Genomic DNA, 13892 nt, shown 5'->3' with positions numbered 1-13892 from the left:
ATGTTACTACTGATCCTTGGCCTCATCCTCTGGGCGGGTGCCCATTACTACAAACGGCTCGCGCCGGATTCTCGTGCCGCTTTGGGGACACCGGGAAAAGGGATCATCGCTGTCGTTATCGTCCTGTCGCTGGTGCTGATGATCGTCGGCTACCGTGGTGCCGCGTTTATCCCCGTCTGGCAGCCGCCCGCATTCATGGTGCACATCAACAACCTGTTGATGATCCTCGCCTTCTGGATCTACGGCTCTTCTGCCGCCAAAGGGGCCAAGGCATGGCCCGCCTACAAGACCCGCCATCCGCAATTGCTGGCGGTTAAAACATGGGCCATCGCGCATTTGCTGGTGAACGGCGATCTGGCGTCAATCCTGCTGTTTGGCGGTCTTCTGGCTTGGGCTGTGGGCAGCGTCATCATGATCAACCGCGCCGAACCTGCCTGGACGCCGCCTGCACATGCGGGCCGCCCGACCTATATCCGGCTTGCAGTCATCACTCTTGTCATCGTCGCCATCGTCACCGCCATCCACTCATGGCTCGGTGTCTGGCCTTTCCCTTCCTGAACCAACGGTCAACCTTATGAAACTCTACCGATTTCTGTCCGAAGAGGACACGTCTGCCTTTTGCCACAAGGTCACTGACGCGCTGAACAAGGGCTGGGAGCTGTACGGCACGCCAACCCAGACATGGGATCACGCAGCAGGTGTGATGCGGTGCGGGCAAGCCGTTACGAAAGACGCTCCCGGCACCTATACACCTGACACCAAGCTGGGAGAACACTGATGGCCAAGACCAACGCAGGGCGCTTCTTCGAGGATTACACCGTCGGCGAAACGATCCACCATGCCGTACCGCGTACCGTCAAAATGGGCGAACGCGCCCTTTATCACATGCTCTATCCCGCGCGGCACGCGCTCTATTCATCAGACCAATTCGCGCAAAGCTGTGGCCTGCCGTTCAGCCCGCTGGACGATATGATCGCCTTCCACATCGTGTTTGGCAAAACCGTGCCGGATGTATCCCTGAACGCCGTGGCCAACCTTGGATATGCGCAGGGCCGCTGGCTCGCCCCCGTCTGGCCCGGCGATACGCTGCGCAGCCAGTCAGAGGTAATTGGCCTCAAGCAGAATTCCAACGGACGCACCGGCGTTGTCTACGTACGCACCACCGGCCTGAACCAGCATGACGAAGCGGTTCTGGAATACGTGCGCTGGGTCATGGTCCGGAAACGCAATGTTGATGCGCCCGCACCTGAAACCGTCGTACCCGATCTGCCAGACGCCCTCAGCGCAGATCAGCTTAGCATTCCGAAAGGTCTCGACTTCACCAACTACGATTTCACCCTCGCCGGTGAGCCTCACCGCTGGGCTGACTACGAAATCGGAGAGAAGATCGATCATGTTGACGGCGTCACCGTAGAAGAAGCCGAGCACATGATGGCCACACGCCTGTGGCAGAACACCGCCAAGGTGCATTTCGACACCTCTGCACGGCCTGACGGATCGAGGCTGATCTATGGCGGGCACGTGATATCTATGGCACGGGCGCTATCCTTCAACGGTCTTGCAAACGCACAAATTGTGGCGGGCCTTAACGGCGGCGCGCATGCCAACCCATGCCTTTCGGGCGATACGATCCGCGCGTGGTCAGAGGTCCTCGACAAGGCCGAGACATCGGCACCCGGTGTCGGTGCTATCCGGCTGCGTCTTGTCGCAACCAAGGGGGGCGATGCCTTTGCCTTGCGTGGCGAAGACGGCAAGTATCTGCCAGAGGTCCTGCTGGATCTGGACTACTGGGCATTGATGCCGCTTTAACTGGGCACCCGATGCACCAAGCACCAGATTGCGCCCGCCCGCAGCGGGGCGCAATCGTGCTATTTGCCCTAAAAGCCTGCTACGTGCTTAACATTTGCCTAAATCAAAGTATTTTGTGATCACACGTTTTTCAGCTGTGATCACAAATGTCACTTTAGGCTTTTATTGATGTGCAAACTGAACAAGGCTCGCTGATAACCATAAGACTCACCCAACGCGATACGGGTGACTTGAACAAACACGGGACGCTTTCCATGAACATTCACGAATATCAGGCGAAAGCCCTTCTGCGCAGCTATGGCGCGCCCGTCTCGGATGGCCGTGTGGTGCTCAAGGCAGAAGACGCCAAGACAGCAGCCGGTGAGATGGACGGCCCACTTTGGGTCGTCAAAGCGCAAATCCATGCAGGCGGTCGCGGCAAGGGTAAATTCAAAGAGGCTGATGCCGGTGACGCAGGCGGTGTTCGCCTGACCAAATCCGTTGAAGAAGCTGCAGAAGAAGCCAAAAAGATGTTGGGCCGCACACTGGTCACGCACCAGACCGGCCCAGTCGGCAAACAGGTCAACCGCATCTACATCGAAGACGGCTCGGGCATCGAGACAGAACTCTACCTCGCTCTGCTGGTTGACCGCCAGACATCCCGCGTATCCTTCGTCTGCTCCACCGAGGGCGGCATGGACATCGAAGAAGTCGCGGCAAGCACGCCTGAGAAAATCCTCAGCTTCTCTGTCGATCCCGCGACAGGCTATCAGGCATTCCACGGCCGCCGCATCGCATTCTCGCTCGGTCTTGAAGGCAAACAGGTCAAGCAATGCGTTGGTCTGATGGGCCTCCTGTACAAAGCGTTCATGGAAAAAGACATGGAAATGCTTGAGATCAACCCACTGATCGTTACCGACGGCGGTGACCTCAAGGTGCTGGATGCCAAGGTCAGCTTTGACGGGAATGCCATCTACCGCCACGCGGATATCGCTGAGCTGCGCGACACCACCGAAGAAGACCCCAAAGAGCTGGAGGCGTCCAAGTACGACCTGAACTACATCGCTCTGGATGGTGAAATCGGTTGTATGGTGAACGGTGCCGGTCTTGCGATGGCCACAATGGACATCATCAAACTCTACGGTGCAGAGCCTGCGAACTTCCTTGACGTTGGCGGCGGTGCAACCAAAGAGAAGGTGACCGAAGCGTTCAAAATCATCACGTCCGACCCGCAGGTCAAAGGCATCCTCGTGAACATCTTTGGCGGCATCATGCGCTGCGATGTGATCGCGGAAGGCGTTGTCGCCGCGGTGAAAGAAGTAGGTCTGAAAGTGCCGCTGGTTGTTCGCCTTGAAGGGACAAACGTCCAGCAGGGTAAAGACATCATCAACAACTCCGGTCTCGACGTTATCGCCGCCGAAGACCTCAAGGACGGCGCACAGAAGATCGTGAAAGCGGTCAAAGGCTGATTGGACCGGTGTCGGATCAGCCCCCTCCATCGACCGCCCCCATCATGGCAGGTATCGCGCTTATGGGCGCGGGCCTGCTCATGCGTGCGTGGCGGCCGTCAGCGCTGAGCCTGCCGGACCGTCCCGAAAAGGATCGCCATACCGACAGGGGCGTTGCGAAAGCAGCGCGTCGGTCACGCGATGGCGTCGCAACAATTCTGCCACGCAACATGACAGGTTCTCTGGGCCGGTCACTGCTTATCATGGGCGCTGGTCTGGTAATGGTGCGGGTGTTGGACGAATTTGTAGAAGACGAGGAAGCACTGTTTTGATCCGTCAATTCGCAACCCTCTCCCTCTTTGCCCTCCTGCCCGCCTTTGCCAGTGCGGACAATCAGGCAATCCGTCAGGGTACCGATCTTACGCCTGCGCAAATCGGCCATGCCTTTGCGTCAGCCTGCGCCACCAGCCAGCCAAGCCGTCTTGACCGTGCTGTTCCGCTCTGGTCGCAGGCCTTCTGGTTTGCCGCTCTACCCGACACGGATCACGACTTTGCGTTTATTTCACCCAATAACGAGCTCAAGGTCACCGCTGACGTCGGTACGCTGAAAGCAATCTGCGAACTGCACATCAGTCCGCAAATCGGCGACGATGGCAGCGAAATCTACGAAAGCCTTGAGGCCCATCTCGCCGAGGCATGGTGGCGTGATAGCGCCGTTGAAACCGCTGCGATTGATGGCGGCGTAAGCTGGCGCTACACACGCAGCGACGTGGCCCATATCGTCCGCTTTGTCGAAAGCGCTGACGGTTTCCGCATTACTCATATCGCAGAGAGGGGCTGATCATGCGTTTGGCCGCATCTCTATACGCTTTTTCACTGCTCGCAGTCGGCTCAACGGCAACTGCCGGTGGTCCAGCGTCCACCGCACGCGCAGCGATGCAGCTTTTCGCTGACAACTGCTTTTCGCCTTACCTGACCGCAGACAAAGCCGCAAAAACCTTTGCCCTGTCCGGTGCGTCCTATGATTTCTACGATCTCGATCCATTCTCGAGTGTAGCGGCTTCACCGGCAACGGCGCGCGCTGTGACGCCGGGCACCGACCGCAGGTGCGAGGTTTCCTTTGCCGGTGATTATTCCGAAACTGCGGCTCAAGCTGTACTCAAGGGATTGAGCGCAGAAGCTATCCTTGACCCTGCTCCGCTACCCGCACGCTATGCTTCGGGCGACAGCACCACCTTGCTTGCCGCCCGCCGTCTAAATCCGCGCCGCGTTGCCGTCGTGCACGTAGGCACCCGCCCCGCCAGCGGCGGCATTGAAACCTTTATGTTGGTGGAGCGGCTCACCCCCTCCGACAGCGCCGACTAACCACCGAAACCCCGGCCCGCGCCAACGCGACCGGCACTTACGACAAAGGGACTGACCATGACACCACTTCGCCTGACCGTGACCGCCGTCGCACTCGCCTCTCTCGCGGCCTGCGGCAGCGATTATTCTGTCCGCAATGGCCCTCAGGACGTGCACCCCAGCCCTTCCCGCCTTGCGTCCGGTGCAATGGCTGAAACAACAGCGCCCGAAATCACAAGCGTGCAGCACATCACGGTCGTCAATGTCACGGCCCCCTGCGCCGCGCATAAATCCTGCCATCATGGCCAGTACTCCGGTCACAAGAATGACGGCTCCCGTCCCATCGTTGATTAAAGGGGCGTGGCGGCGCACCGCCCGCACCTCAGCATAAGAAGAATACCAAAAGGAGACGCGCAATGGCCGTACTCGTAGACGAAAACACAAAAGTCATCTGTCAGGGCCTTACCGGCTCGCAAGGCACATTCCACACCGAGCAGGCGATTGCTTACGGCACCAAGATGGTCGGCGGTGTGACCCCCGGCAAAGGTGGCCAGACTCATCTGGACCTGCCGGTCTTCAACTCTGTGCACGAAGCAAAGCACGTGACCGAAGCGAACGCTTCCGTGATCTATGTTCCTCCGCCTTTCGCCGCTGATTCAATTCTTGAGGCAATCGACGCAGAGATGGAATTGATCGTGTGCATCACCGAAGGCATTCCGGTGCTGGACATGATGCGCGTCCAGCGTGCGCTGGAAGGATCGAAGTCCCGCCTGATCGGCCCGAACTGTCCTGGTGTTATCACACCTGATGCGTGCAAAATCGGCATCATGCCGGGCCACATCCACAAGCGCGGTTCCTGCGGCGTGGTCTCGCGCTCCGGCACGCTGACGTACGAAGCGGTCAAACAGACGTCCGATCTTGGCTATGGCCAGTCTTCCGCCGTTGGTATCGGTGGCGACCCGATTAAAGGGACCGAGCACATCGACGTGCTTGAAATGTTCCTTGCAGATGACGAGACGCAGTCCATCATCATGATTGGCGAAATCGGCGGTTCTGCCGAAGAAGAAGCCGCACAGTTCCTTGCTGACGAGAAAAAGAAAGGCCGCTGGAAGCCGACTGCCGGCTTTATCGCTGGCCGCACGGCCCCTCCCGGACGCCGCATGGGCCATGCCGGTGCGATCGTTGCAGGCGGCAAAGGCGGTGCCGAGGACAAGATCGAAGCGATGAAAGCGGCAGGTATTGTCGTCGCTGACAGCCCTGCCACTTTGGGCGAAGCTGTCAAAGAAGCGATCGAAAAAGGCTAATCAATGCCCTGTCACCCAGGCATCCCTTGCCCGCAACGGTGGGTCAGATGACAACGCTTTCGACCAGTTTGCGGCTTAAGCACCGCGTCGCCACGTCACCCTTTTCCGGGGTGGCGGGGCGTTTGCGCGATGTCGTGCGCCGCGCGCGCGGTGTGCGCCATCCCGAACTGGGTTTGTTGCGGTGTGAGGATGCAATGATCGACGCGGTTATGAAACGCCGCATCGGTCGTGACTGGAACTGTCTGGATGTAGGTGCACATCTGGGATCAGTGTTCTATCGCCTGTGCGAACTTGCTCCTCAGGGGCACCATGCCATGGTTGAAGCAAGCGCTGACAAGGCCGCGATGCTGCGGGCGCGTTTCGGTGCCGACCGGGTGCACGAAGTCGCGGTCAGCGACACACCGGGCGAAGTGTCTTTCTTTGAGAACCTTGACGATTCAGGGTTTTCATCACTTGCCAACCGCTCCTCCCGCGGACGCGTGGTAGAGCGTAAGGTCACTGCCGCGCGGCTCGACGATCTGATGGGTGACGCCCGTGTTGATTTTATCAAGATCGACGTGGAAGGGTTCGAATTTCCCGCTCTGCGCGGTGCGAAAAAGCTGCTTGAACGGTGCCGCCCCGTTATCCAGTTCGAGGCGGGTGCAGTTGCCGATGACGATCTTCAGACTGCAACGACTGACGCGCTTTTCGACTGGCTTACAAACCAGATGAATTATGACGTCTACGCCGCCTTTGATCTTTTTTATGACCGTCCCGCGATAGATGCGGCGATGTTTGCGAGCTACCGCAGGTATCCGTTTCTCGCCTTCAATTACTTCGCCCTGCCAAGGGGTAATGATACGCCATGATTATATTTAGCAGCCGCAGCGCGGCACCCGATTACACTGCTGCATCAATCAGTAGCTCCAGCCGGACAAAGAATTAGGAACTGAAACTTTATATTAGAAACGAAGGGACTAGATGAATGACAATGGATTTTATGACCGCCGTCAGAACCTGTCTGACACAGAAGTACGCAACTTTTCAGGGCCGCGCCTCGCGGTCTGAATATTGGTGGTTCTTTCTAGCCTTCGTCATCGGCGGCCTGATTACATCCCTGATCTGGCTTCCGCTCTATATGATTTACGCGCTCGCGCTCCTGTGTCCCGGCCTCGCCGTTGGCTGGCGGCGCCTGCAAGACACCGGCCGCCCCGGCTGGTACATCGCCATTCCATTCGGGCTCAGCCTCGTGAACACCGTTCTGGCCCCTACCATGCCATCCGAACAGGCTATGATGGCAGGCGAAATGCCGAATATGGGTTCTGTCGCCGTTTCAGCCGTACTTGGCATCGTCAGCCTTGTTGTCTTCATCCTCTATCTGTGGTGGCTGACGCGCCCCAGCCAGCCCGAAACCAATGCATACGGGCCACCGCCCGTCCCGCAATCCTGACCCGATCTGCTCAGCCATAAGGTGACGCCATGACCGAACAACCTGCCAACGACCATTTCCACGCTTCCTCCTTTATGGAGGGAGACAACGCGGAATACCTCGAACAACTTTACGCACGATATGCGGCTGACCCGTCCTCCGTCGACGAGGCGTGGCATGTGTTCTTCAAAGCGATGGGCGATGAACGCAAAGCGGTCGAAGCGGAAGCGGCAGGCCCGTCATGGGCGCGACCTGATTGGCCACCGGCCCCTGCGGGTGAGACAATGGGCGCGCTGACCGGGGTCTGGCCTGATCCAGTCGAGGCAAAAGCCGCCGGCGACAAGATTAAAGCAAAGGCTGATGAAAAAGGCGTGGCCGTCAGCGATGACCAGATCAAGCAGGCGGTGCTGGACAGTATCCGCGCCCTGATGCTGATCCGCGCCTACCGTATTCGTGGCCATCTGGACGCAGACCTTGATCCACTGGGCATGCGCGAGGCCGAAGAGCACCCCGAACTCGACCCCAAGGCATACGGTTTTACCGATGACGACATGGATCGTCCGATCTTTATCGACAACGTACTCGGGCTTGAGGTCGCGACCCTCAAACAGATCCTCGACATCGTGAAACGCACCTATTGCGGCACCTTCGCACTGCAATACATGCACATCTCCAACCCCGAAGAAGCAGGCTGGCTGAAAGAGCGTATCGAAGGCTACGACAAGGAAATCAGTTTCACCAAGAATGGTCGCAAGGCCATTCTCAGCAAGCTGGTCGAGGCTGAAGGTTTCGAGAAATTCCTGCATGTGAAATACATGGGGACCAAGCGTTTTGGTCTGGACGGCGGCGAAAGCCTTGTTCCCGCAATGGAGCAGGTAATCAAGCGTGGCGGCCAGTTGGGCGTCAAAGAGATCGTCATCGGCATGCCACACCGGGGCCGCCTGTCGGTTCTGGCCAACGTCATGCAAAAACCCTACCGCGCGATCTTCAACGAATTTCAGGGCGGCAGCTTCAAACCCGAAGACGTCGATGGATCGGGTGATGTGAAATACCACCTCGGTGCGTCATCTGACCGCGAATTCGACGACAATACTGTTCACCTGTCATTGACCGCCAACCCCAGCCACCTCGAAGCGGTGAACCCTGTGGTCATCGGCAAGGCCCGCGCAAAGCAGGACCAGTTGGGTGACAAAGACCGCACCGCTGTGATGCCTTTGCTGTTGCACGGCGATGCAGCCTTCGCTGGTCAGGGTGTTGTGGCAGAATGTTTCGCGCTTTCCGGCCTCAAAGGTCACAAAACCGGTGGCACCATGCACATCGTGGTGAACAACCAGATCGGCTTTACCACGGCACCCCACTTCTCGCGGTCCTCACCCTACCCGACTGACAACGCGCTGGTGGTAGAGGCCCCGATTTTTCACGTGAATGGTGATGACCCCGAAGCGGTTGTACACGCCGCCCGCGTCGCGACTGAATTCCGCCAGAAGTTCCACAAGGATGTCGTGATCGATCTGATCTGCTACCGCCGCTTTGGTCACAACGAAGGCGATGAGCCGATGTTCACCAATCCGGTGATGTACAAAAAGATCAAAGGCCACAAGACCACGCTCAGCCTTTATTCCGAACGTCTGGTCAAGGACGGTCTGGTCCCCGAGGGCGAGATCGAGGACATGAAGGCCGACTTCCAGAAGCTGATGAACGAAGAGTTCGAAGCCGGCAAAGAGTACCGCCCCAACAAAGCGGACTGGCTGGATGGCAAATGGTCCCATCTGGACAAGCGCGGCAAGAAATACCAGCGCGGAAAAACTGCCATCAAGCCAGAGACAATGGCCGAAGTCGGCAAAGCAATCAGCACGGCACCCGATGGCTTCCCGCTTCACAAGACTGTGGGCCGCCTTCTGGAAGCCAAGGCCAAGATGTTCGAAGACGGTCAGGGATTTGACTGGGCCACGGCAGAAGCACTGGCCTTTGGCTCCCTGCTGACCGAGGGCTACAAAGTCCGTCTGTCAGGTCAGGATTCCACACGCGGCACGTTCTCGCAGCGCCATTCGGGTCTAATCAATCAGGAAACCGAAGAGCGCTACTATCCGCTGAACCACATCCGCGAAGGTCAGGCAGAGTATGAAGTGATCGACTCCATGCTGTCCGAATATGCGGTGCTCGGGTTTGAATACGGCTACTCTCTGGCTGAACCCAATGCGCTGACGCTTTGGGAAGCGCAGTTCGGCGATTTCGCCAACGGTGCGCAGATCATGTTCGATCAGTTCATCAGCTCCGGCGAAAGCAAATGGCTGCGCATGTCCGGTCTGGTCTGTCTGATGCCGCACGGCTACGAGGGACAGGGACCGGAGCACTCTTCCGCACGGCTTGAGCGTTTCCTGACCATGTGTGGCGGCGACAACTGGATCGTGGCCAACTGCACCACGCCTGCGAACTACTTCCACCTGCTGCGCCGTCAGCTGCACCGCAGCTACCGCAAGCCACTGATGCTGATGACGCCCAAGTCGCTGCTGCGCCACAAGCTGGCTGTCAGTTCTGCCGATGAATTCACCACAGGTTCATCTTTCCACCGCGTCTTGTGGGATGATGCCCAGCAGGGCAATTCCGACACCAAGCTCGTGGCCGATGACAAGATCAAGCGCGTCGTCATGTGCTCCGGCAAGGTCTACTACGATCTGCTGGAAGAACGTGACAGCCGTGGCATCGACGATATCTATCTGTTGCGGTTCGAACAGTTCTACCCCTTCCCCGCACAATCCGCGGTCAAGGAGCTGGAGCGCTTCAAGAACGCCGATATGGTCTGGTGTCAGGAAGAGCCAAAGAACCAGGGTGCCTGGTCATTTATCGAACCGAATATCGAATGGGTGCTGACCCGTATCAAAGCCAAGAACTCGCGGCCGCTCTATGCAGGTCGCGCCGCTGCGGCCTCTCCTGCGACGGGCCTTGCCAGCCAGCACAAAGCACAACAAGCCGCCCTCGTGGACGAGGCGCTGACACTTGAAGGATCAAAGACATGACCGAAGTACGCGTACCCACGCTGGGTGAATCCGTGACCGAAGCCACCGTGGCGACATGGTTCAAAAAGCCCGGCGATACCGTCGCGGTGGACGAAATGCTCTGCGAGCTTGAGACAGACAAAGTGACCGTCGAGGTGCCAAGCCCCGTCGCTGGCACCCTGTCTGAGATCGTCGCAGCGGAAGGTGAAACCGTTGGTGTCGACGCCCTGTTGGCCAATATCTCCGAAGGGGATTCCGGTTCCGATGCAGCCCCCAAAGCCAAAGAAGCCTCGCGCGACGAAGGGGCCTCCAGTCAGGCACCGCGCGACGAAGGCGGCAGTGCCGTCGATGTGATGGTCCCCACTCTGGGCGAAAGCGTGACCGAAGCCACCGTGGCGACATGGTTCAAAAAGGTCGGTGACACCGTGGCGCAGGACGAAATGCTCTGTGAGCTGGAAACCGATAAGGTATCCGTCGAAGTTCCTGCACCTGCGGCTGGCACCCTGACCGAAATCCTCGCGGACGAAGGCAGCACGGTTGAGGCCAATGGCAAGCTCGCCGTCATCTCCTCAGGCGCTGGTGCAGCCGCTGCAGCACCCGCACAGGAAACCGCGCCGGCCCCAGCTGCGGCACAATCAACTGGTGGTAAAGACGTCGAAGACGCCCCCTCCGCCAAGAAAGCGATGGCCGAAGCAGGCATCAACCGCGATGCAGTCACCGGCACTGGCCGCGATGGTCGTGTGATGAAAGAAGACGTGGCCAAGGCGATTGCTGCCGGGACTTCCTCGACCGCCGCGCCTGCCAAAGCCGCCGCACCGCGTGCGCCATCCGCGCCTGACGATGCAAGCCGCGAAGAGCGTGTCAAAATGACCCGTCTCAAGCAGACCATGGCGCGCCGTTTGAAAGAAGCACAGAACACCGCCGCGATCCTGACCACCTTCAACGAGGTCGACATGACCGAAGTGATGGCAATCCGGAACCTCTACAAAGCCGATTTCGAGAAAAAACACGGCGTCCGTATGGGCTTCATGTCGTTCTTCACCAAGGCCTGCTGCCACGCGCTCAAGGAAATTCCAGAGGTCAACGCCGAGATCGACGGCACCGATGTGATCTACAAGAATTACGTGCACATGGGCGTTGCCGCCGGTACGCCTACTGGCCTTGTGGTGCCTGTCATCCGTGATGTTGATACGATGTCCTTCGCCGAGATCGAAAAAGGCATCAACACCATGGGCAAGAAAGCCCGCGATGGTAAGCTTTCCATGGCCGACATGACCGGCGGCACCTTCACCATCTCCAACGGTGGCGTCTATGGCTCACTGATGACCGCACCTATCCTGAACCCGCCACAGTCCGGTATCCTTGGCATGGCCAAAATTCAGGACCGTCCCATGGCAATCGGTGGCGAAGTCGTGATCCGTCCGATGATGTACATCTCGCTTTCGTATGATCACCGTATCATCGACGGCAAAGGGGCGGTGACCTTCCTTGTGCGGGTTAAGGAAATGCTCGAAGACCCACGCCGTCTGTTGATGGATCTGTGATGATATAGGCAGGGATACCCCCGCCCTACGGGACTTCTGTAGGGCGGGGGTGTCCCCACCGGTGTCGCATTCTTGATGCGTCGCCCCTGTCCATACAACAAGGACATCAAATGACACCCGAACTTATCGTCCTCACCCTCGCGGCCTTACTCCAGTTCGGGCAATTCGCGCTTTATGCGATCCCTGCCAACATTGAACTGACACCCGGCTACACCATGTCGCCCCGCGACCGCGAACCGACCCGAGAGATGTCGGAGCGTACCGCTCGACTGGGCCGTGCGTTTGACAATCACTTTCAGGCCCTGATCCTGTTCACAATTGCCGTTCTGGTGATCCAATCATCCGCTCAGAACACCGGTTTCACCGCCGCCTGCGCCATGGTCTATCTGGTGGCACGTCTGGCCTACATTCCCGCGTATGCGTTTGGCTGGAGCCCGTTGCGATCCTACATCTGGTTTGCGGGGCTTCTCGCGACCGTTTTCATGCTGCTTGCAGCCCTCATCTGACGCCCCTACCCTGAAGGCGCACCTAATTACCAAGGAGACATCCCATGTCCAGCTATGACGTCATCATCATTGGCTCCGGTCCCGGCGGCTATGTCGCGGCCATCCGTTGCGCCCAGCTTGGCCTCAAAGTAGCCTGCGTCGAGGGCCGTGAGACTTTGGGCGGCACCTGTCTGAACGTGGGCTGCATTCCCTCCAAGGCGCTGCTCCATGCTTCTCACATGCTGCACGAAGCAGAGCACAACTTTGCCGAGATGGGGCTGAAGGGCAAAAGCCCCTCCGTCGATTGGAAGCAGATGCAAAGCTACAAGCAGGGCACGGTCGACACCAACACCAAGGGCATCGAATTCCTGTTCAAAAAGAACAAAATCGACTGGCTCAAGGGGTGGGGCAGCATTCCCGAGGCCGGTAAGGTCAAAGTCGGTGACGAGGTGCATGAGGCGAAGAACATCATCATCGCCACAGGCTCTGAGCCGTCCTCTCTCCCCGGTGTTGAAGTGGACGAGAACGTCGTTGTCACGTCCACCGGTGCGCTGACTTTGGGCAAGGTGCCTAAGAAAATGGTGGTGATTGGTGCGGGTGTCATCGGCCTTGAACTGGGCAGTGTATATTCCCGTCTGGGCTCTGAGGTGACTGTCGTTGAATTTCTTGACGCGATCACTCCGGGCATGGATCCCGAAGTGCAGAAGGTGTTCCAACGCACACTTAAAAAGCAGGGGCTTGAGTTCATCATGGGGGCCGCGGTGCAAAAGACCGAAGCCACCAAGACCAAAGCCAAAGTGCACTACAAGCTGCGCAAGGACGACAGCGAGCATGTGCTGGACGCAGATGTTGTACTGGTCGCTACGGGCCGCAAACCTTACCACGACGGGCTGGACCTCGAAGCGCTCGGCATCCGCATGACCAAGCGCGGCCAGATTGCCATCACCAAAGAATGGCAGACCGATGTCAAAGGTATCTACGCCATTGGCGATGTAACAGAAGGCCCCATGCTGGCGCACAAAGCCGAAGACGAGGGCATGGCCGTGGCCGAGGTCATCGCAGGCAAGCACGGGCACGTGAACTACGGCATCATCCCCGGCGTGATTTACACCCACCCCGAGGTGGCCAACGTGGGCGAGACCGAAGCCAGCCTGAAAGAGGCAGGCCGTGCATATAAAGTCGGCAAGTTCAGCTTTATGGGCAACGCACGCGCCAAGGCGAATTTCGCCGGCGACGGTTTTGTGAAAATCCTCGCGGATAAAGAAACCGACCGCATTCTGGGTGCCCACATCATCGGCCCTGCGGCGGGCGATCTTATTCACGAGGTCTGCGTCGCAATGGAATTCGGTGCCTCAGCGCAAGACCTTGCCATGACGTGCCACGCGCACCCGACCTATTCAGAAGCCGTACGCGAAGCGGCATTGGCCTGTGGTGACGGCCCTATCCACGCGTGAATATTGAGGTGGGCATCATGCCCACCTTACACCGCCTCCCGGATGATCTTTGGCTTCACCCATCCTTAAAAATAGTTAAGTAACTGTTAACATTAAATTTTTCGCGTGCGAAACATCCGGT

Annotated in this window: 15 protein-coding genes; all 15 read left to right on the top strand. The window is 58.3% G+C overall.

Annotated features, from left to right (window positions below; genetic code table 11):
- The 15 genes from Z946_RS0112520 to lpdA all read left to right on the top strand — a co-directional run bounded on the left by Z946_RS0112520 (window position 1) and on the right by lpdA (window position 13771).
- Window positions 1-558 carry an NnrU family protein gene (locus Z946_RS0112520; protein ID WP_025056077.1) on the top strand — a complete coding sequence of 186 codons (558 nt, stop codon included), beginning with the start codon at window positions 1-3 and terminating at the stop codon, window positions 556-558.
- A gap of 16 nt (window positions 559-574) precedes the next feature.
- Entirely contained in the window at window positions 575-778 is a 204-nt protein-coding gene (locus Z946_RS0112515) for a DUF1737 domain-containing protein (RefSeq protein WP_025056076.1), read from the top strand.
- The gene (locus tag Z946_RS0112510) at window positions 778-1809 is read left to right on the top strand and encodes a MaoC family dehydratase (protein ID WP_025056075.1); all 1032 of its coding nucleotides are present in this window, start codon (window positions 778-780) and stop codon (window positions 1807-1809) included. Before Z946_RS0112515 ends, Z946_RS0112510 begins: the two co-directional genes overlap by 1 nt.
- A gap of 254 nt (window positions 1810-2063) precedes the next feature.
- A complete protein-coding gene (gene sucC / locus Z946_RS0112505; protein ID WP_025056074.1) occupies window positions 2064-3257 on the top strand; it encodes an ADP-forming succinate--CoA ligase subunit beta in 1194 nt (397 codons plus the stop codon).
- 44 nt (window positions 3258-3301) lie between these two features.
- On the top strand, window positions 3302-3568 hold the full coding sequence (locus Z946_RS0112500) for a hypothetical protein (RefSeq protein ID WP_025056073.1): 267 nt from the start codon (window positions 3302-3304) through the stop codon (window positions 3566-3568).
- Window positions 3565-4077: a hypothetical protein gene (locus Z946_RS0112495; protein WP_025056072.1), complete on the top strand. Its 513-nt coding sequence runs from the start codon at window positions 3565-3567 to the stop codon at window positions 4075-4077. The genes Z946_RS0112500 and Z946_RS0112495 overlap by 4 nt, the downstream gene beginning before the upstream one ends.
- A gap of 2 nt (window positions 4078-4079) precedes the next feature.
- Window positions 4080-4601 carry a hypothetical protein gene (locus Z946_RS0112490; protein ID WP_025056071.1) on the top strand — a complete coding sequence of 174 codons (522 nt, stop codon included), beginning with the start codon at window positions 4080-4082 and terminating at the stop codon, window positions 4599-4601.
- Window positions 4602-4658: 57 nt separating this feature from the next.
- A complete protein-coding gene (locus Z946_RS0112485; protein WP_025056070.1) occupies window positions 4659-4934 on the top strand; it encodes a hypothetical protein in 276 nt (91 codons plus the stop codon).
- A 62-nt stretch (window positions 4935-4996) separates the two neighbouring features.
- Window positions 4997-5884 (top strand): succinate--CoA ligase subunit alpha, encoded by an 888-nt coding sequence (gene sucD, locus Z946_RS0112480; protein WP_025056069.1) that lies wholly within the window; start codon window positions 4997-4999, stop codon window positions 5882-5884.
- Between the two features lie 47 nt (window positions 5885-5931).
- The gene (locus Z946_RS0112475; protein WP_025056068.1) at window positions 5932-6732 is read left to right on the top strand and encodes an FkbM family methyltransferase; all 801 of its coding nucleotides are present in this window, start codon (window positions 5932-5934) and stop codon (window positions 6730-6732) included.
- 116 nt (window positions 6733-6848) lie between these two features.
- A complete protein-coding gene (locus Z946_RS0112470) occupies window positions 6849-7313 on the top strand; it encodes a DUF805 domain-containing protein (RefSeq protein WP_052836098.1) in 465 nt (154 codons plus the stop codon).
- 29 nt (window positions 7314-7342) lie between these two features.
- Entirely contained in the window at window positions 7343-10309 is a 2967-nt protein-coding gene (locus Z946_RS0112465; protein WP_025056066.1) for a 2-oxoglutarate dehydrogenase E1 component, read from the top strand.
- Entirely contained in the window at window positions 10306-11832 is a 1527-nt protein-coding gene (gene odhB / locus Z946_RS0112460) for a 2-oxoglutarate dehydrogenase complex dihydrolipoyllysine-residue succinyltransferase (RefSeq protein ID WP_025056065.1), read from the top strand. Before Z946_RS0112465 ends, odhB begins: the two co-directional genes overlap by 4 nt.
- 110 nt (window positions 11833-11942) lie before the next feature.
- Entirely contained in the window at window positions 11943-12338 is a 396-nt protein-coding gene (locus Z946_RS0112455) for an MAPEG family protein (protein WP_025056064.1), read from the top strand.
- Between the two features lie 44 nt (window positions 12339-12382).
- Window positions 12383-13771, top strand: coding sequence for a dihydrolipoyl dehydrogenase (gene lpdA / locus Z946_RS0112450; protein ID WP_025056063.1), 1389 nt, complete (start codon window positions 12383-12385; stop codon window positions 13769-13771).
- The last annotated feature ends 121 nt before the right edge of the window (window positions 13772-13892 follow it).

Origin of the sequence: Sulfitobacter noctilucicola (assembly GCF_000622385.1) — a bacterium.
Classification (GTDB): Bacteria; Pseudomonadota; Alphaproteobacteria; order Rhodobacterales; family Rhodobacteraceae; genus Sulfitobacter; species Sulfitobacter noctilucicola.
Note: the sequence above shows the minus strand (reverse complement) of the source record. Positions and strands in the feature narration are given on the sequence as shown.